13 protein-coding genes are annotated in these 19,062 nt (G+C 72.1%); 7 read left to right on the top strand and 6 right to left on the bottom strand.

The annotated features are described in order from the left end of the window. Nucleotides 1–39 precede the first annotated feature (39 nt). The 6 genes from ANAE109_RS03790 to ligA all read right to left on the bottom strand — a co-directional run bounded on the left by ANAE109_RS03790 (nucleotide 40) and on the right by ligA (nucleotide 9,531). Nucleotides 40–420: an HU family DNA-binding protein gene (locus ANAE109_RS03790; RefSeq protein ID WP_011985059.1), complete on the bottom strand. Its 381-nt coding sequence runs from the start codon at nucleotides 418–420 to the stop codon at nucleotides 40–42. A 145-nt stretch (nucleotides 421–565) separates the two neighbouring features. Next, the gene (locus ANAE109_RS03785) at nucleotides 566–1,870 is read right to left on the bottom strand and encodes a YhjD/YihY/BrkB family envelope integrity protein (RefSeq protein ID WP_011985058.1); all 1,305 of its coding nucleotides are present in this window, start codon (nucleotides 1,868–1,870) and stop codon (nucleotides 566–568) included. 5 nt (nucleotides 1,871–1,875) lie between these two features. Then, nucleotides 1,876–4,098 (bottom strand): Rne/Rng family ribonuclease, encoded by a 2,223-nt coding sequence (locus ANAE109_RS03780; protein WP_011985057.1) that lies wholly within the window; start codon nucleotides 4,096–4,098, stop codon nucleotides 1,876–1,878. Nucleotides 4,099–4,285: 187 nt separating this feature from the next. Continuing rightward, nucleotides 4,286–6,979 carry a TIGR03960 family B12-binding radical SAM protein gene (locus ANAE109_RS03775; protein WP_011985056.1) on the bottom strand — a complete coding sequence of 898 codons (2,694 nt, stop codon included), beginning with the start codon at nucleotides 6,977–6,979 and terminating at the stop codon, nucleotides 4,286–4,288. A gap of 171 nt (nucleotides 6,980–7,150) precedes the next feature. After that, nucleotides 7,151–7,432, bottom strand: coding sequence for an acylphosphatase (locus tag ANAE109_RS03770; RefSeq protein ID WP_011985055.1), 282 nt, complete (start codon nucleotides 7,430–7,432; stop codon nucleotides 7,151–7,153). Continuing rightward, nucleotides 7,432–9,531 carry an NAD-dependent DNA ligase LigA gene (gene ligA, locus ANAE109_RS03765; RefSeq protein ID WP_011985054.1) on the bottom strand — a complete coding sequence of 700 codons (2,100 nt, stop codon included), beginning with the start codon at nucleotides 9,529–9,531 and terminating at the stop codon, nucleotides 7,432–7,434. Before ligA ends, ANAE109_RS03770 begins: the two co-directional genes overlap by 1 nt. Before the next feature lie 257 nt (nucleotides 9,532–9,788). Between ligA and rho the strand changes: the two genes are divergently transcribed. From rho to gspE, 7 genes are all read left to right on the top strand, one after another. Then, nucleotides 9,789–11,102, top strand: coding sequence for a transcription termination factor Rho (rho, locus tag ANAE109_RS03760; protein ID WP_011985053.1), 1,314 nt, complete (start codon nucleotides 9,789–9,791; stop codon nucleotides 11,100–11,102). A gap of 124 nt (nucleotides 11,103–11,226) precedes the next feature. Beyond that, entirely contained in the window at nucleotides 11,227–11,589 is a 363-nt protein-coding gene (gene rpmE, locus ANAE109_RS03755; RefSeq protein WP_011985052.1) for a 50S ribosomal protein L31, read from the top strand. Between the two features lie 81 nt (nucleotides 11,590–11,670). After that, nucleotides 11,671–11,892 carry a hypothetical protein gene (locus ANAE109_RS23220; protein WP_234945236.1) on the top strand — a complete coding sequence of 74 codons (222 nt, stop codon included), beginning with the start codon at nucleotides 11,671–11,673 and terminating at the stop codon, nucleotides 11,890–11,892. Between the two features lie 47 nt (nucleotides 11,893–11,939). Next, entirely contained in the window at nucleotides 11,940–13,355 is a 1,416-nt protein-coding gene (locus tag ANAE109_RS03750) for a sigma-54 dependent transcriptional regulator (protein WP_011985051.1), read from the top strand. Between the two features lie 182 nt (nucleotides 13,356–13,537). Then, a complete protein-coding gene (gene gspC / locus ANAE109_RS03745) occupies nucleotides 13,538–14,530 on the top strand; it encodes a type II secretion system protein GspC (protein WP_041448105.1) in 993 nt (330 codons plus the stop codon). 21 nt (nucleotides 14,531–14,551) lie between these two features. Continuing rightward, a complete protein-coding gene (gene gspD / locus ANAE109_RS03740; RefSeq protein ID WP_011985049.1) occupies nucleotides 14,552–17,230 on the top strand; it encodes a type II secretion system secretin GspD in 2,679 nt (892 codons plus the stop codon). 33 nt (nucleotides 17,231–17,263) lie between these two features. After that, entirely contained in the window at nucleotides 17,264–19,060 is a 1,797-nt protein-coding gene (gene gspE, locus ANAE109_RS03735) for a type II secretion system ATPase GspE (protein ID WP_041448104.1), read from the top strand. Nucleotides 19,061–19,062: the final 2 nt, after the last annotated feature.

Genomic DNA, 19,062 nt, shown 5'->3' with positions numbered 1-19,062 from the left:
GGCCCGCGAGGCGCGTGGAAATGGACGCTTGCCGCGGCGTCAGGCGCCGGCGGCGACCGGCGGCGAGCCGGCGCCCTCGCTGCCCTCGCCGTCGCCGTCGCCGTCGTCGTCGGTATCGGGCTCGAGCGGCTTCGCGAGCGCCTCGGGACGGTTCACGCGATCCCGGAGCTCCTTGCCGGTGCGGAACAGGATCCCGCGCTTGGGCTTCACCGGAATCACCTCTCCGGTCTTGGGGTTACGGCCCTGATACCCGTCGTAGTGCTTCACGTGGAAGGCGCCAAGCCCGCGGATCTCGATGTTCTCTCCGCGACAGAGGGCGTCCTTCATCGAGTCGAAGATCGTCTCGATCGTGGACTCCGCCTGCTTCTGCGTGACGCCGCGCTTGACCACGAGGATGTTGATGAGATCCGACTTCAGCATCGGCACTCCGGACGAGAGCTGAGGGCCTCCAGGCTCCGAAGTCCCTCGAGGTTGACCGGAGCCTAGCCGAAGCCTCCGAATTCAGCAAGGGTTCCAACAGCATGCGTAGTTCGGCGCACTGCCGGTGCCGAGGTGGCGGTTCCGCCTAGGCCCGCCGTGCAGGTCGCTCGGCCGCTTCTCCGGTCGGAGGCAGGGCCGTAGACGTGCCGGACTCGGTGGCGGGCCGCTGCTCGCAGAGCGCGCCGAAGTCGACGGCGGCCAGGCGCTCCTCCGCTCGCTCCTCGATTTCACGGATGATCCCGGCGACCGGGCTGCGGGTCTGCGGGAGATCTGCTGCCCCTCCCACCAGCGCGCGGCGCACGTCGAGGAGGGTGAGCCGGGCGAGCGGCCTGGAAGGGACGAGCCCCCCATCCGTGAGGGAGACGACGAGCCCGGCGTTGCGCAAGGCCGCGAGGACCTCGCCCGCCTCCTCGGCGCTCGAGCCGAGCCGGCTCGCCACGTCTCCCGCGTCGGGCGGAGGTTCCCCTCGGTCGAACGCCCTCGCGATCTGGAGCATGGCTTGCCCGGCGAGGATCTCCCTGCCGGTGCTGGACGTCGCCTGGGGGCCGCCCTGGATGAGGGCGGTCGCGTACTGGATGACGAACGCGAGGCGCGCGCCGAACAGCACGATCGACCACGAGACGAAGAGCCAGAAGATGAAGATGGGGACCGCCGCGACCGAGCCGTAGATCGCGTGGTAGCGGACGATCCCGCCGATCCCCAGCGCGTACGCCCACTTCGCGAGCTCCCAGGCGACCCCCGCCGCCAGGCCGGCGATCACCGCCGACTTGATGCGGACCTTCGTGTAGGGGACGAGCAGGTAGACCAGCGCGAAGAAGGCGCAGGTGAGGAGCGCGCTGCCAGCGACCGCGAGCGCGCGGATGCCGGTGCCGGCGAGGAACGCCCGGCCGGTGGCGGCGAGGGTGAGGGAGCCCGCGAGCAGGAGCGGCCCGAGGGTGATCCCCATCCAGTAGATCACCGCCTGCTGCGAGAGCGGCCGCCGCCGCTTCACTCCCCAGATGTCGTTCACCGCCGCGTCGACGTTCGTGAAGAGCGAGATCGCCGACCAGACGAGGAGCGCCCCGCCGACGATCCCGGCGCTGGTCGCGTGGGCGTTGCTCACGAAGCGCTGCAGGTACGGCTCGAGCGTGTCGCGCGCGCCGACGGCCAGGTTCGAGATGAGGAACTCGTGGACGAGGTCGGAGATCCTGTCCATCCCGGTGAAGGCCTGCACCACCGAGAAGGCGACGACGAGGGCCGGGACGAGCGCGAACAGCGTGATGTAGGTGAGCGCCATCGCGCGCAGGCGCACGGTGTCGCTCTCGAGGACCCGCAGCGCGGTGCCCAGCGCGCGCCACGTCGACCGGAGGAGGCGCGCCGCGCGCTGCCGCGTCTCTCCGCGCCCCGGCATGTCGCTCAGCGCTCCTCGCCGCCGGCCGCGTCCGCCGGCGGGGTCGCCGGCTCCTCCGACTTGCCGCGGCCGCCGCGATCCCGATCGCGCCCCCGCCCGCGCTCGCGCTCGCGATCGCGCGGCTGGTCGATGCGCTCCTGCCGGCCGTAGATGTCGAACTGCTCCTGGTGGTACCCGGACTGCGGCTTCACCTGGATGGTCTTGTTGAAGCGATCCATCAGGTAGCGCAGCTCCTCGCGCTCCGACCCCTGCAGGATGCGGGCGACCTCGGGGTGGCAGTTCACCACCAGCACGGGCTCGGGGAAGTGCACCGCCTCGCGGCGGATCTCGCGGAAGATCTCGTAGGTGATGGTGATCTTCGACTTGAGGTGCCCCTTGCCCTCGCAGTAGCTGCACGGCTCGTTCATCACGCGCGTCACCGACTCGCGCACGCGCTTGCGCGTCATCTCGACGAGGCCGAGCTCGGAGATCTTGAGGACGTTGGTCTTCGCCTTGTCCCGCCCCAGCGCGTCCTGCAAGGCCTTGAAGACCTTGTCGCGGTTCTGGGGTTTGTCCATGTCGATGAAGTCGATGATGATGATGCCGCCGATGTTGCGCAGGCGGAGCTGGTAGACGATCTCCTTCGCGGCCTCGACGTTGATCTTGGTGATCGTCTCCTCGAGGTTCTTCTTGCCGACGTAGCGGCCCGAGTTGACGTCGATGGCGGTGAGCGCCTCCGCCTGGTCCATGATGATGTAGCCGCCGCTCTTCAGCCAGACCTTGCGCTGGCTCGCGCGCTTCAGCTCCTGCTCGATGCCGTACGCGTCGAAGATCGGCTCCTCGCCGCGGTAGTACTCGATCTGGCTCTCAAGGTGCGGCGCCTGCTCGTGGACGAAGCGCAGGATCCGCTCGTACTCGTCGCGATCGTCGATGACGAGCTTGCCGACGTCGGCGGTGAACAGGTCCCGCGTCGCGCGGAGGATGAGGTCGAGGTCCCCGTGGAGCAGCGCCGGCGCGGAGACCTTGTCCTTCGTGCGGATGATCTCGTTCCAGACCTGGATGAGGAAGCGGATGTCCGCCTCGAGCTTCCCGGCCTCCACGTTCTCCGCGACGGTGCGGACGATGAAGCCGGTCCCGTCCGGCCGCATGCGATCGACGATCTCACGCAGCCGGCGCCGCTCGGAGTCCTTCTCGATCCGGCGCGAGATGCCGATGTGATCCACCGTCGGCATGAAGACGAGGTGCCGGCCCGGGAGCGAGATGTGGCTCGTGATCCGCGCGCCCTTGGTCCCGATGGGATCCTTCGCGACCTGGACGATGACCTCCTGGCCCTCCTTGAGGAGGTCCTGGATGTTCTTCGGCTCCTTCGAGCGCTTCTCGCGCTCGTGGCCGTTGCGGTTGCCCCGCTCGCGGCCCTCGCGCGCCTCGCGGTCGCGGCCGTCGCGGCGTCCGCGCTCCTCGCGGTCGCGCCGCCGCTCGCCGCCCTTCCCCTCCTTCGGCTCGCGATCCGCGCGGGCCTCGCGCGCGTCGGCCTTCTCGCGCGGCGCCTGGAGCCGGTCGGCGACCGGGGCGGCCTCCGGCGCCGGCTCCGCGACGGGCACCGGCGCGGGGACCTCCGCCACGGCGGCGGCGCCCGCCTCCGCCGGCAGCGGCTCCGTGGGGCCCGCGTCGGCGACGGGCGGCACCGGCAGCGGCGGCGGGGTGGGGACCGCCGCCATCCCGATCTCCTGCGTCAGCGGGATGGGCGAGAGCGGCGCGGGCGGGGCGTCGATCCCGCCCTCCGCGATCGGCGCGGCGTCCAGCGGCGCCTGCGGCTCGCCCTCGGGCACCGGCGACGGCGTCGGCGCCGGGGTGACCGCCTCGCCCTCGAGGGGCGCCGCGGCGACCGCGGGAGGCTGGGACGACACCGCCTGGGCGCGCGCCTCCTCCGCCTCGGCCTCCTGCTCGGTGGGGACCTCCGGCACCTCGACCCGGTGCTCGCCCTCGGTGAGCTCGAACTCCTCGGAGAACTCGGGATCGCCGTAGACGTCGCCGACGTAGAGGAACGCCGCCTTGTCGAGGCCGATGTCCACGAAGGCGGCCTGCATGCCCGGGAGCACGCGCACCACCCGTCCCTTGTAGATGTTGCCGACGATCCCCTTCTCGCGCTTTCGCTCGAGGTAGTACTCGTGGATGGTGTTGTTCTCGACGAGGGCGACGCGGGTCTCCGCGCCGGCCGCGTTGATCACGAGGATGCTGTTGCCCGCCATGACGATGGTCCTCTCTCGCCCCGGGAAGGCGCGGGGAGAGCGAGGCCCTTCGTCACGATGGGCCGCGACCGCGAGCGTCCGGGCGGTGCCGGGCGTCTCGGATCGGCTGTCGAGCTCACGCTCAAAGCTTCGCGCTCCTCGCGCCCGCGGCCGCGGTTCGTCGCGGCGCTGCGGGGCGCGCTGTGGTTCAGGCGTCGAGGTAGCGGGGCGCGCGCGGCTGTCGGCCAGATGCCTGACCCTCGCTCGCCCTCGCGAAGCTGACGCCCTCCTTCAAAACCTTCACTCCCCTGGGCGGCTCCCCGTCGTCTCCGAAGACCGCGGCCAGCACCTCGGCTGGTTTCGCGCTCCCTGAGGGATCCGCCCGCAAGCTGAACGCGACCGTCCCCGGGCCTTCGACGGCCAGGTGGGTCACGATTTCTTTCAAGTCTATCTCTCTTCTCTTCGTCTCCGCGACCTTCTGTCGCCGATGTCCGCGGCTCTTGGGGGGTGCGACCCGGGTGACGACCGCCTGCTCGGCGTCGGCGAAGCCCGCCACCCGCTCGGAGAGGGCCGCCTCGTCCCAGCCATCCCCCTGGAACTCCGCACGATAATGCACCGCCCGCAGCGACTCGCCGATGGACGGAGCGTGCGGCTCGACGGGCTGCGCGTCGAGCACCCGGAGCCCCTCCGGCAGCTCCGGCGCCAGCCGTGCCGCGACCTCGGCCGCCCCGACGGCCCCCGCGAGCTCCAGATCCATGAACTCCGCCTGGCTCTCGATGCCGACCGCGAGCGCCGGGCCGAACGACACCCGCGGCTTCGGGTGATAGCCCTGCGAGTACACGACCGGCAGGCGCGCGCGCCGGATGGCGCGCAGCAGGGTGTGCATCGTCTCGAGGTGCGAGAGCGCGACCAGCCGGCCGAGCTTCGCCCAGCGCACCCGCACCCGCGAGCGGATGGGCGGCTCGGGCGGGGGCGGCGGCGGCGCCGGCTCCGGGACGTAGTCCTTCGCCTCGTAGGTCCGGTTCTTCACGACCTCGTAGTCGCAGGCGCCGCACACCGTGCACGGGGCGGGGACGCAGTCCTCCACCTCGGCGAGGTTCCGCGCCGCCGCCAGCTGCTTCGCGAGGTAGGTCTTCGTGACGCCGCAGTCGATGCGGTCCCACGGCAGCACCTCGTCGAGGCGCCGGCGGCGGTGCGCGTACCAGTCGAGCCCGACGCCGTGCTCGCGCTCGCAGGCCTCGAACGCCGCGAGCCAGCGCCCCTCGTCGAACCACTCCGACCACCCGTCGAGCCGCTGGCCGCTGCGGTACGCGGCGAGCACCGCGGTCGCCACGCGCCGGTCGCCGAGCGCGAGGGCGCCCTCGATGGACGACTGGCGCGAGTCGTGCGGCTTGAACTGGATCGCCCCGTTGCGGCCGCCGAGCGAAGCGGTGATGAGCCCCTGGCGCCGCCGCGTCTCCTCCGGCGAGATCATCGCCTCCCACTGGAACGGGGTGAACGGCTTCGGCACGAACGTGGAGGCGCCGAGGTGGATGGCGGCGGAGCCCTGCCCCTTCGGCAGCGCGCGGCGCGCCGTCGAGAGGCAGCGCCGGGCCAGCTCGGCGATGGCCACCACGTCCTCGTCCCGCTCCTGCGGCAGCCCGATCATGAAGTAGAGCTTGAGGAGCGACCAGCCGTTCTGGAACACCGACTCCACGGCGCGGAGCAGGTCCTCCTCGCGGTTCCCCTTGTTGATGACCGCCCGCATCCGCTCGGTCGCCGCCTCCGGCGCGAGCGTGAAGCCCGTCTTCCGGATGCGCGCGATCTTCTGCGCGAGCGAGTCGTTCATCGTCTCGGTGCGCAGCGAGGGGAGGCTCATGCCGATCTTCTCGCCCTCCCAGCGGGCGAGGAAGTCGTCGAGGAGCCCGTTCAGCGGGGCGTAGTCGCCGGAGGAGAGCGAGAGCAGGCCCACCTCCTCGTAGCCGGACGCCCCGAGGCCGGTCTCGGCGAGGCGCAGCACCTGCTTCGGATCGCGCTGCCGCGTCGGGCGGGTGATCATCCCGACCTGGCAGAAGCGGCAGCCGCGCGTGCAGCCGCGCTGGATCTCGATGGGCAGCCGGTCGTGGATCGTCTGCATGAACGGCACGAGCGGCCGCGTGTAGGCGGTGGTCGGCAGCGCGTTCAGATCGGGCATCACGCGCCGCTCGACCTTCTCGTAGCCGGGCAGCAGCGGCTCGATCGCGGCGAGCGCGCGCGTGGCGGGGTCGTAGCGGGGCCGGAACAGCGACGGGACGTACACGCCCGGGATGCGCGCGAGCCGGCGGAGCACCTCGGCGCGCGGCGCGCCGCCCCGGCGGAACCCGCTCGCGGCGACGGCGTCGGCGAGCTCGAGCGCGACCTCCTCGCCCTCCCCCACCACGAAGCAGTCGAAGAAGTCGGCCACGGGCTCGGGGTTGAAGGCGCAGGGCCCGCCGCCCACGACGAGCGGCGCCTCGTCGCCGCGGTCCTTCGCGTGCAGCGGGATGCCGGCGAGGTCCAGCATCGCGAGCACGCTCGTGTAGGCGAGCTCGAACTGGAGCGTCACCCCGAGGACGTCGAAGTCACGGACCGCGGCGCGCGACTCGAGCGTGAAGAGCGGCACGCCGCGCTCGCGGAGCATGCCCTCCATGTCCGGCCAGGGCAGGAACACCCGCTCGCAGGCGATCTCGGGCCGATCGTTCAGCAGGTGGTAGAGCAGCCGGAACCCGAGGTTGGACATGCCGACCTCGTAGGTGTCCGGGAAGGCGAGCGCGAAGCGCACCCGCGCGCCGTCCAGGTCCTTCACGATGCTGCCGAACTCCCCGCCGACGTAGCGGGACGGCTTCTGGGCGGCGAGCACGAGCTCGTCGACCGCGGACGTCAGGGTCGCGTGGGGAGTCTTCATGGCCTCGCCGGGCCGCGGGTTCGAACCGCGCCTCGCCCGCCGTCGTATGGAAGCGCCGGATCCGACACGCGAATCCGGCAGGGTTGGCGTACGTAGCACACCGCCGGCGCCGCCGGCAACGCTCGACCGCGAGCGGGCGCCGGCCCCACCGCCGACGGGCCGGGGCGCGACTCAGTGCCTGACGGAGAACGGCCCGAGGTCGCCGCCGTAGGCGCCCCAGGACACCTGCACGTCCGCGACCCGCGCCGCGGGCGGCCCGCGGCCGCACCAGCGGACGAGCGCCTCCACCTTCGCCCGCTCTCCCTCGGCCTCGGCCTCGACGCGGCCGTCGGCCACGTTCCGCACCCAGCCGCGGACGCCCAGCCGGCGCGCCTCGTCGACGGCGGCCGCGCGGAACGAGACCCCCTGCACCTCTCCGCTCACGAGGATGTGCGCGCGCGCGAGCTCGGCCATCACTCCTCCAGCATCCGAAGGAACTCCTCCTCGCCGACCACCCGGACGCCGAGCGCCTGCGCCTTCTCGAGCTTCGAGCCGGCCTCCGCGCCGGCGACGACGAGATCGGTCTTGCGGGAGACGCTGCCCGACACCTTCCCGCCGCGCCGCTCGATCTCGGCCTTGGCGTCGTCGCGCGAGAGCGCCGCGAGCCCGCCCGTGAGGACCACGGTCTTCCCCGCGAACGGGCCGCCAGCGTCGACGGTTTCGGGGGCGGGCCGCACGCCGGCGGCGAGGAGGCGCTCCACCACGCGCCGGTTCTGCGGCTCCTCCGTCCAGGCGCGGATCTCGCGCGCCGTCTCCGGGCCGACGTCGCGCACCGCGAGGAGCGCGTCCTCGCTCGCGTCCATGAAGCGCGCGAGCTCGCCGAAGTGGCGCGCGAGCGTCGCGGCGGTGGCCTCGCCGACCTGCGGGATCCCGAGCGCGAAGAGGAGGCGCCGGAGCGTCGTCGCCTTCGAGCGCTCGAGGGCGTCCACCATGTTCTGCGCGCTCTTCTGCGGGAGCTCCGCCTTGGCGTCCCGCTCCTCCTTGCGCGGCCGGCTGAACAGCTCCTGCCAGGCGGGGAACGGGACGGCGTAGAGGTCCGCGAAGTCCTTCACGAGCCCGCGCTCGACGAGGCCGAGCGCGAGCTTGTCGCCGAGCCCGTCGATGTCCATCGCGCGGCGCTGGGCGAAGTGGGTGAGCCGCCCGACGAGCTGCGCGGGGCACGCGGCGCCGGTGCAGCGGTACACCTTCTCGCCCTCCTCGCGCACCACCTTCGCGCCGCAGATCGGGCACTCCGCGGGGAACGCGAAGGGGCGCTCCTCGCCGGTGCGCCGCTCCTTCAGCGGCATGACCACCTCGGGGATGACCTCCCCGGCGCGGCGCACGAGGATCCAGTCGCCCTCGAGGACGTCCTTGCGGCGCATCTCGTCCTCGTTGTGCAGCGTCGCGCGCGAGACCATCGCGCCGGAGAGCCTGACCGGCTCGAAGTCCACGACGGGCGTGAGGATCCCGGTGCGCCCCACCGACGCCCAGATCCGCCGGATGCGCGTCGCCTCCTCCTGCGGCGGGTACTTGAACGCGACCGCCCAGCGCGGGAACTTCGACGCGGCGCCCAGCCTGCGGCGCCAGTCGAGGTCGTCCACCTTCACCACCACGCCGTCGGTGTCGTACGGCAGCGCGAAGCGGCGCTCCGCCATCCGATCGCGGTAGGCCTTCACCGCGGCGATCCCCTCGCAGCGCTCGTTCTCCGCGTTCGTCTCGAACCCCCAGCGGGCGAGGGCCTCGAGCTTCTCCGCGTGGGTGCGCCAGGCCCAGGGCCCGGCGCGCGCGCCCCCGGGCTCCGCCCCGGGCACGAGCGCCTCGTACGCGATGAAGGAGAGCGGGCGCCTCGCCGTCACGCGCCAGTCGAGCTGCCGGAGCGACCCCGCCGCGGCGTTGCGAGGGTTCGCGAACGGCTCGTCGCCGGCGCGGAGGATCTGCCGGTTCATCGCCTCGAAGTGCTCCTTGAAGAGCAGCACCTCGCCGCGCACCTCGACGCGCGGCGGGACCTCGCCCGCGAGCCGCTCCGGCACCCCGCGGTTCGCGCGCGTGCGGCCGACCGTGCGCAGGTTCGCGGTGACGTCCTCCCCGTTCACGCCGTCGCCGCGCGTGGAGCCCTGGACGAGGCGGCCGCCCTCGTAGACCAGCTCGACGGCGAGGCCGTCGAGCTTGGGCTCGGCGACGTAGCCGACCTGGACGTCCCCGGCGAGCCCGAGGAGGCGGTGCACGCGCGCGTCGAACTCGTCGAGCTCGCCGTCGGACTGGATGTTCCCGAGGGAGAGCATCGGCTCGCGGTGGACGACGCGCTCGAACCGCTCGCTCGGCGCGCCCGACACGCGCTGCGTGGGCGAGTCGGAGGTGGCGAGCTCGGGGTGGGCGGCCTCGATCTCGGCGAGCTCCCGGACGAGCCGGTCGTACTCGGCGTCCGCGAGCACCGGGCGATCGAGGACGTAGTAGGCGTGGTCGGCGTCCAGGATCCGCGCGCGGAGCTCCGCGGCGCGCGTCTCGGCGGAGTCCCTGTCGGCGTCGGCCCGCATGGCGCCAGGATTACGACCGGGCGGGCCTTCTTTCAATCGCTTCTTGGCGCGCGGCGGCGGCGCTCGGCGTGAACGCGGCGCCGCGCGCGGGGCGCGCCGCCCCCGCACGCCGGGGGGTGCGGGCCCGCGGCGTTGACACCTCGGGACGGGCCGCATACGTTTCCCGCCTCTCCTCCGGTCTGCTCACGAGACCGCACGCAGCCGCGTACCCGCGCCGCCCGACTCCCCGACCGGGCGCCCCGCCTCCCGAGACACACATGCCCGCCGCCGCTCAGCCCGCCGCGCCCACCCCGTCGAGCCTCACGGACCTGAAGCACATGAAGGTCGCGGAGCTCGCCAAGCTCGCCCGCAGCCTGGAGATCGAGGCCGCCGGGGCGATGAAGAAGCAGGACCTCATCTTCGCGATCCTCCAGGCCCAGTCCAAGGTGGCCGAGGAGAAGAAGGAGGAGATGGAGGTCGGCGGCGAGGGCACGCTCGAGGTGCTCCCCGACGGCTTCGGGTTCCTGCGCAGCCCGGACTTCAGCTACCTGCCCGGGCCCGACGACATCTACGTGTCGCCCTCGCAGATCCGGCGGTTCAACCTGCGCACCGGCGACACCGTGCGCGGGACGGTGCGCCAGCCGAAGGAGGGCGAGCGGTACTTCGCGCTGCTCAAGGTGGACTCGATCAACGGCGAGCCCCCCGAGGAGAACCAGACGAAGGTCCTCTTCGACAACCTGACGCCGCTCTATCCGACCGAGCGCCTCTCCCTCGAGCACGATCCGAACGAGATGACGACGCGGGTCGTCGACCTGTTCTCGCCCATCGGCAAGGGGCAGCGCTGCCTCATCGTCTCCCCGCCCCGCGCCGGCAAGACGGTGCTCCTGCAGAACATGGCGCACGCCGTCACCACCAATCACCCTGAGTGCACCCTCATCGTGCTGCTCATCGACGAGCGGCCCGAGGAGGTGACCGACATGGAGCGGACGGTGAAGGGCGAGGTGGTCGCCTCGACCTTCGACGAGCCCGCCACCCGGCACGTGCAGGTCGCGGAGATGGTGATCGAGAAGGCGCGCCGCCTCGTCGAGCACAAGAAGGACGTGGTGATCCTGCTCGACTCGATCACCCGCCTCGCGCGCGCCTACAACTCGGTCGTCCCGCCCTCGGGCAAGATCCTCTCCGGCGGCGTGGACTCGAACGCGCTCCACAAGCCGAAGCGCTTCTTCGGCGCCGCCCGCAACATCGAGGAGGGCGGCTCGCTCACCATCATCGGCACCGCGCTCGTCGACACCGGCAGCCGCATGGACGAGGTGATCTTCGAGGAGTTCAAGGGCACCGGGAACTCCGAGATCGTGCTCGACCGCAAGATGATGGAGAAGCGGATCTTCCCGACCATGGACATCGGCAAGAGCGGCACGCGCAAGGAGGAGCTGCTGCTCCCGGCGGACTGGCTCTCGAAGATCTACATCCTGCGCCAGACCATCCTGAACGGCCTCGACAACGTGGAGGCCATGAAGTTCATCCTCGACAAGTTCCGCCAGGTGAAGAACCACGAGGAGTTCTTCAAGATGATGGTGGGGGGCGGCAAGTAGCGCGGCGCCCCGCCGCAACGCCGGGGTTGACGTAACCCCCCGATCCGACTAGATCGCCCAGTTCCACATCACCGGGCCCGGACCATCGGCAGACCTGCCCGATGCAAGCGGCCCCGAGGTCATCATGAAGGAAGCGATCCACCCCGACTACAAGGACTCGAAGGTCCTCTGCGCCTGCGGGAACGTCATCGAGACCCGCTCGACGCGCGGCGACTTCCACATCGAGATCTGCGCCCAGTGCCACCCGTTCTTCACGGGCAAGCAGAAGATCATGGACACCGCGGGGCGCATCGAGAAGTTCAAGACCCGCTACGCGGCCACGCCCGCCAAGGCCGAGCCGAAGAAGGCCGAGGCCAAGGCCGAGCCGGCGAAGAAGGCAGAGGCGCCCAAGGAGAACCGCGCCGCGAAGCGCGCCAAGTCGGGCAAGGCGAAGCCCAAGGCCGAGGCGGCGCCGGCCGAGCCGGCCGCCGAGGCGAAGGACGAGTAGTCCTCGCCCGCTGCGGGGCAGCGACCGAGGCGGCGTCCCGCGGGGCGCCGCCTCTTCCATTTCCGGCGAGGCCACGGAGGCGTGCGGCGCCTGGCGCACACGCCGCGCCTTGAAGGCGCACCGCCCGCCGGTCTACAGCTCGCGGCCGTGCGGCAAGGGCTCACGGAGCTCGCGGTGCTGACGGCGGCGCTCGTGGCGCTCGCCGCCGGGGCCGTCGTGCTCTACGGCGACGAGCTGCGCTCCGCGCTGGGGGTGCGCCCCCCGCCGGCGGCGCGCGCCGCCGCGCCCGGCGCCGCCCCCTGACCCGCCGCGCCGCGGCCCCCGTCCGCGCCCTTTGCTATCCTCCGGCGGTGACCCCGCTCGTCCTCATCGTCGACGACGAGAAGCCCAACCTCGAGTCGCTCGCCCGGATCTTCCAGCGCGAGGGCTGGCGGGTGGCGCTCGCCGAGAGCGGCAGCGCCGCGCTCGACGTGCTCCGCCGCGAGCGCGTCTCCGCGGTCGTGACGGATCTCATGATGCCGGGGATGAGCGGCGAGGAGCTGCTGCGGGCGGTGAAGGCGCTCTCGCCGGAGACCGAGGTCGTGCTCATGACCGCCTACGGCACCGTCGAGAACGCGGTGGCGGCGATGAAGGAGGGCGCCTACGACTTCATCACCAAGCCGGTGAAGCGGCACGCCATCGTGAAGTCCGTCCGGCAGGCCATCGAGCGGGCCTCGCTCGTCGCGGAGAACCGCGCGCTGCGCGCGCAGCTCGCCGAGCTCTCCGCGGGATCGCCCGGGGGGCTCCTCGGCAACGCGCCCGCGTTCCGCGCCGTGCTCGACACCCTCCGTCAAGCCGCGCCGACCTCCGCGACGGTGCTCCTCGCCGGCGAGAGCGGCACCGGGAAGGAGCTCGCCGCGCGGCTCGTCCACGATCTCTCGCCGCGCGCGGCGGGCCCGTTCGTCCCCATCAACTGCGCGGCGATCCCGGAGAGCCTGCTCGAGTCGGAGCTCTTCGGCCACGAGCGGGGGGCGTTCACCGGCGCGGCCGCGCGCAAGGAGGGCCGCTTCGAGCGGGCGCGCGGGGGGACGCTCTTCCTCGACGAGGTGGGCGAGATGTCCCCCGCCGTGCAGGTGAAGCTCCTCCGCTTCTTGCAGGACGGCGTGCTCGAGCGCGTCGGCGGCACGGAGCCCATCCGCGTGGACGTCCGCGTCGTCGCGGCCACGAACAAGGAGCTCGCCACGGAGGTGAAGGCGGGACGCTTCCGCGAGGACCTCTTCTACCGGCTCGACGTGGTCTCGGTCCGCCTCCCGCCGCTGCGCGAGCGGCGGGAGGACGTGATGCCGCTCGCGGGCGCGTTCCTGCGGCGCTTCGCGGAGGCGAACGCGAAGGCGGTGACGGGGTTCTCGCCCGCGGCGGTGGCGGCCATCGAGCGGTACGGCTGGCCGGGCAACGTGCGCGAGCTGATGCACGCCGTGGAGCGGGCGGTGATCCTCACCCACGGCGCGACGGTGGAGGTGGGGGACCTCCCCGAGGCGGTGCGCGCGGCGGTGGGCGCCCAGCCGGCGGGCGGCCCCGCCACCCTCGCCGTGCCGCTCGGGACGACCCTCGACGAGATCGAGCGGCTGGTGATCCGCCGCACCCTCGAGCACACCCGCGGCGACAAGAACCTCGCGGCGCAGCTCCTGGGGATCGCCGCTCGGACGATCTACCGGAAGCTCGATCGCGACGAGGAGGGGCGCCTCGTCGAGCCCGCCCAGGGCGGGGAACCGGACGACGAGCGCTGACAAACTGGCAGGCCGGCGGGCGCCGAGGGGTTGACCTTGCCAAATTGGCACGGAAGGGCGGCGGGAGGCCGGGCGATTTCGCCGCTCGCTGGAATTTCCCTGTGACGATCGGGGGTTGAGCGACGTAGTTGGGGCGACTTGGTGGCATGGCGGTTGCTCACTCCCCGCCCCGGCCGACTCCCATGCTCGACCTCTTCTTCCGTAAATACGCCTGGACGGCGAACCTCGCCCTGCTCTTCGTGGCGGCGTGGCTCACCGCGAAGACGGTGAACACGGTGGTGGGCGCCGCGATTCGCCCCGAGCCGCGCCCCGAGCTCGCCGCCCCGCCCGCAGCGCCGCCGCGCCCCACGCTGCCGGCGACGCTCGACGTCGAGCGCCTCTACAAGCTCATCGGCCAGGAGCCGCCGCGCGAGGTCGACGCGGTCGTGGCGCAGGGCCCCGCCGCGCCGCAGAACTGCGACGACCCGCGCGCCAACCCGGCGAAGAGCGACCTGCGGCTGCAGCTCGTGGCCGGCGTGGTGGCGGAGCCGGCGCGCTACTCGCTCGCGACGATCGTGGACCTCAACACGCGCGAGTCGAACGTCGTCGGCGTGGGCGACGAGGTCGGGGGCGTCCGGCTCATGGGGCTCGACCGCGTGCGGGACGACTCGGACGTCACGGGGAACGGCTTCCGCGTCGTCGCCATCATCTGCAACAAGGGGACGAAGGAGTACCTCGACTTCGAGGGAGGCGCGGCGGCGTCCCCCGCGAGCGGCGAGGGCGGGAACCTCGGCTACGCCCCGGTGCCCCCTCCGGCGCGCCCGGGGCCCGGCGCGCGCGCGCCGATGGAGGGCGTGCGCGAGGTGGGGCAGAACAAGTACGAGATCGAGCGCAACGTCATCGACTCGACGCTCTCGAACCTCAACACCATCGCCACCCAGGCCCGCATCGTCCCGTCGTTCAAGAACGGCGCGGCGAACGGGTTCAAGCTGTTCTCCATCCAGCCCAACTCGCTCTACGCGTCGATCGGCATCCAGAACGGCGACGTCATCCAGCGCGTGAACGGCTACGAGATCAACTCCCCCGAGAAGGCGCTCGAGCTCTACCAGAAGCTGCGCGAGTCCCAGCGCGTGACGATCGAGCTCGAGCGCGGGGGACAGGTCATCCGCAAGGAGTACTCCATCGCCGGCCCGTGACGCAGGGTCGAAAGCCTTCCCATGCGCAACCGACTCGCCACGCTCCTCGTCCTCCTGCCGTCCCTCGCGCTCGCGCAGGTCCCCGTCCGCCCGCCGGGCGCGGACGACACCGCGGGCCCGCGCCCGGTGCGGCCCGCGCCGCGCCCGCCCCCGCCCTCGGCCGCGCCCGGGGCGCCCCGCCCCGCGGCGCCGCCGGCCCCGCAGCAGCGCCCCGCCGCGCAGCCCCAGCCGCCTCAGCAGCCCGACCAGCCGCAGACGTTCCGCTCGGCGGAGCGCTGCGTCCCGCTGCGCGGGCGCTTCATGCTGCAGTTCAACAAGGCCGAGATCGCCGACGTCCTCGAGCAGGCGAGCCGCTGGACCTGCCGGAACTTCATGTTCACGGAGGACGTGGCGCGCGGGAAGATCACGCTGCTGTCGAAGACGCCCGTCACCGCCGAGGAGGCGTACTCGGCGTTCATCGCGGCGCTCAACTCGAACAACATCAGCGTCTACCCGACGGGCAAGTACTACAAGCTCGTGCGGACGGCGGACGCGAAGAAGAACCCGATCCCCACCTACACGGGCGATCAGACGACGCCCTACAGCGAGCAGCCGATCACCAAGGTCATCCGGCTGAACTACGCGGACGCGGACCAGCTCCGCGGGATCATGGGGAACTTCATCTCGCCCCAGGGCGCGGACATCCAGTCCATCCCGCCCAACATGCTCATCATCACGGACATCGCGCTGAACATCCGCCGCATCGAGCGGCTGATCGACGCGGTGGACCGCGCCGGCGCGGGCGAGCTCGTGCGCATCGTCCAGATCCGCTTCGCCTCCGCGAAGGACATCGCCGACAAGGTGAACCAGATCTTCCAGGCGCAGCAGGGCAGCCGCGGCGGCGCGCGGCCGGGCGTGGGCGCGCCGCAGGTGCCGGCGCGCCCCAGGCCGGGCCAGCCCGCCGCGGCCGCGCCCGCCGGCCGTGACTCGGGGCAGATCTCCGTCTCCAAGGTCCTCGCCGACGACCGCACGAACAAGCTCATCGTCATCGCCGACGAGAAGAGCTTCGAGCGGCTCATGGAGCTCATCGAGCAGCTCGACGTGCCCACCAGCGCCGAGGGCGGCATCCACGTCGTGTTCCTCAAGAACGCGAACGCGGAGGAGCTCGCGCAGACCCTCTCGAACCTCGCCCAGGGCCAGGCGTCCGGGCGCCGGGCCACCACGCCCGGCGCGCCCGCGGGCGGGCTCACGCCCACCCCGATGCCGAGCCCCCTCGGAACGCAGCCCGGCGCGCCGCCGTCGGCCCGCCCGGGCGGCGCCTCCGACGTGACGGCGTCCCTCTTCTCGGGCGACGTGAAGATCACCGCCGACAAGCAGCAGAACGCCCTGCTCGTCCAGGCGAGCGGCGCGGACTTCCAGGCCATCCAGCGGCTCGTCGAGAAGCTCGACCGCCCGCGGCGGCAGGTGTTCGTCGAGGCGGTGATCATGGAGGTCAACCTCCGCGACGAGACGCAGTTCGGGGTGGGGGCGCACGGCATCGTGCCGGTGGACTACCGCGGCGACGAGGGGTTCATCCCGATCTCCTCGCAGCCGGGCCGCGTCTCCTCCTTCGACGTCACGAGCGCCATCTCCCTCGGCGGGTTCCTGACGGGCCTGAACGGGCCGCCCTCGGGCGTGGTGGAGGATCTCCTCGGGATCAAGGTCCCTTCACTCGGGGTGATCGTCCAGGCGCTGCAGTCGAGCGCCGACGTGAACGTGCTCTCCACGCCGCACATCCTCGCGTCCGACAACGAGGAGTCCGAGATCACGGTGGGGCAGAACGTGCCGTTCCAGGCGGGGTACGCGCCGGCGGGGCTCGGGAATTTGCTCACCGGGACGACGGCGACCACCTCGACGCTCGGGCTCGGCGGCCTCTCCTCCCTGGTCGCGCCCATCCAGCGGCAGAACGTCGAGCTCCGGCTCAAGATCAAGCCGCAGATCAACGAGGGCGGGAACATCCGGCTGACCATCGAGGAGCAGACCGAGGAGATCGTCGATCGCGATCCCCAGCTCGGCCCCACCACCGCGAAGCGCACGGCGAAGACGCAGATCGTGGCGAAGGACCAGAGCACCATCGTCATCGGCGGGCTCATCCAGGAGCGGAACGTCCGCAGCGTCCGCAAGATCCCGGTGCTCGGCAGCCTGCCCATCCTCGGCTGGCTGTTCCGCGACTCCACCAACACGAAGCAGCGGACGAACCTCCTCCTGTTCCTCACGCCGTACATCATCCGCGACGAGACGGACTACCGGCGCATCTACGAGCGCAAGCGCAAGGAGCAGCAGGAGTTCGTGGAGCAGTTCTACGGCCGGCAGCCGAGCTACCAGGTCGCCATCGACTTCACGCGCAAGGCCGGCCCGTACGCGAAGTTCCGGGCGGGCATCCTCGAGGAGTCGCAGAAGCTCGAGAACGGCGGCACGGGCGCCCCCGGCGAGCGGCTCATCGTGCCGCCGACCGGCGCCCCGCGGCGCGGCGACGAGGAGGGCGCGCCGGGCGGGGAGCCGGAGGCGCAGGACCTCGCGCCGGAGGAGGCGCCAGGCGGCGACGTGGAGCAGCTCGAGGTGCAGCCGCAGGCGCCCGCGCCGGGGGAGGCCGCGCCGCCCGCGCCGCCCGCGCCACAGCCGGGCGAGGCGGCGCCGCCCGCCACGCAGCCGGAGCCGGCGCCGCAGCCGCCGGGGGAATGAGCGGGAGCGACGCGCCCGTTGCATGAGATCCGCATGTCCGACCAAGCACGCATCGAAGCCCACCGCCTGCCCCTCCCTCCGCCGCTCCCCGGCGCCGCCGGCGCGCGGCTCTGCGGCCGGCCGCTCGGGGAGATCCTGGTCGCGACCGGCGCGCTCGCGCCCGAGCTCCTCGACGCGGCGCTGCTCGCGCAGCGGGGCGAGCACGCCGGCGCGCGCCTCGGCGAGATCCTCGTCCGCATGCGCGCGGTCTCGGAGGAGGCGGTGCTGCGCGCGCTCGCGGCGCAGCTCGACCTCCCGTTCCTCGAGCGGATCGACCTCGAGCGGATCCCGCCCGAGCTCGTGAAGAAGGTGCCGATCAACTTCGCGAGGCAGGCGCGGGTGCTGCCGGTGGGCCTCGACGGCGACGCCGTTCGCGTGGCGGTGGTGGACCCCCTCGACACCGCGGCGCAGGACTCGCTGGCCATGCTGCTCGGCGCCGCGATCGCGCCGGAGGTGGCGCCCGGCGCGGTGGTCGTCGACGCGATCAACGCCGTGTACGACCGGGCGGCGGACGAGCACGAGCGGCTCATGGAGGACCTCGAGACCGAGGACCTCGAGTCGGTCGCGCACGAGCTCGAGGAGCCCACGGACCTCCTCGACGCGGACGACGAGGCGCCGATCATCCGGCTCGTCAACTCGCTCATGTTCCGGGCGGTGAAGGAGCGCGCGAGCGACATCCACATCAACCCGGAGGAGAAGGACATCTCGGTGCGCTACCGGATCGACGGCGTGCTGCGCGACGTGATCCGCCCCCCGAAGCGCTTCCAGGCCTCGATCTCCAGCCGCATCAAGATCATGGGCGGCCTCAACATCGCCGAGAAGCGGCTCCCGCAGGACGGGCGCATCCGGATCAAGATCGCCGGCAAGGACGTCGACATCCGCCTCTCGACCGTGCCCACCGCGCACGGCGAGCGGATCGTGATGCGCCTCCTCGACAAGTCGAACGTGGTGCTCGATCTCGGCCAGCTCGGCTTCGAGGACTGGCAGCGCAAGATCATGGACGGGCTCATCACGCGCTCGCACGGGATCGTGCTCGTGACGGGGCCCACCGGCAGCGGCAAGACCACCACGCTCTACGGCGCGCTCGCGCAGATCAACTCGCCGGACCTGAACATCCTCACCATCGAGGATCCGGTCGAGATCCCGCTGAAGGGGATCGGACAGGTGCAGGTGAACCCGAAGATCGAGCTCACCTTCGCGAGCGGGCTCCGGTCGTTCCTGCGCCAGGATCCGGACGTGATCATGGTCGGCGAGATCCGCGACCTCGAGACCGCGGAGATCGCGATCCAGGCCTCGCTCACCGGCCACCTCGTCCTCTCCACCGTCCACACGAACGACGCGGCGGGCGCGATCACCCGCCTCGTGGACATGGGCGTGCAGCCGTTCCTCGTGGCCTCGTCGCTCGTCGGCGTCCTCGCGCAGCGGCTCGTCCGCGTCCTCTGCCCCGAGTGCCGCCAGCCGTACGTCCCGACGAAGGAGGAGCGAGACCAGGTCGGGCTCACCGACGCCATCTGGAAGAAAGCCGGGAGCCCGCAGGTCGTCTACAAGGCCGGCGGCTGCCCGGCCTGCCAGAACACCGGCTTCCAGGGGCGCACCGGCATCTACGAGCTCATGCTCGTGGACGACGACGTGCGCCAGCTGGTGCTGAAGAACGTCGACTCGACCGCCATCAAGAAGGCGGCCGTGAACCACGGGATGGTGACGCTGATGGAGCACGGCGCGTACAAGGTCGCGCGCGGGATCACCACCGCCGCCGAGGTGCTCTCCGTCACCGCAGAGGACATTCACTAGGC

Origin of the sequence: Anaeromyxobacter sp. Fw109-5 (assembly GCF_000017505.1) — a bacterium.
Classification (GTDB): Bacteria; Myxococcota; Myxococcia; order Myxococcales; family Anaeromyxobacteraceae; genus Anaeromyxobacter.
The sequence above is the reverse complement of the archived record's forward strand: the minus strand, read 5'-3'. Positions and strand labels throughout refer to the sequence as shown.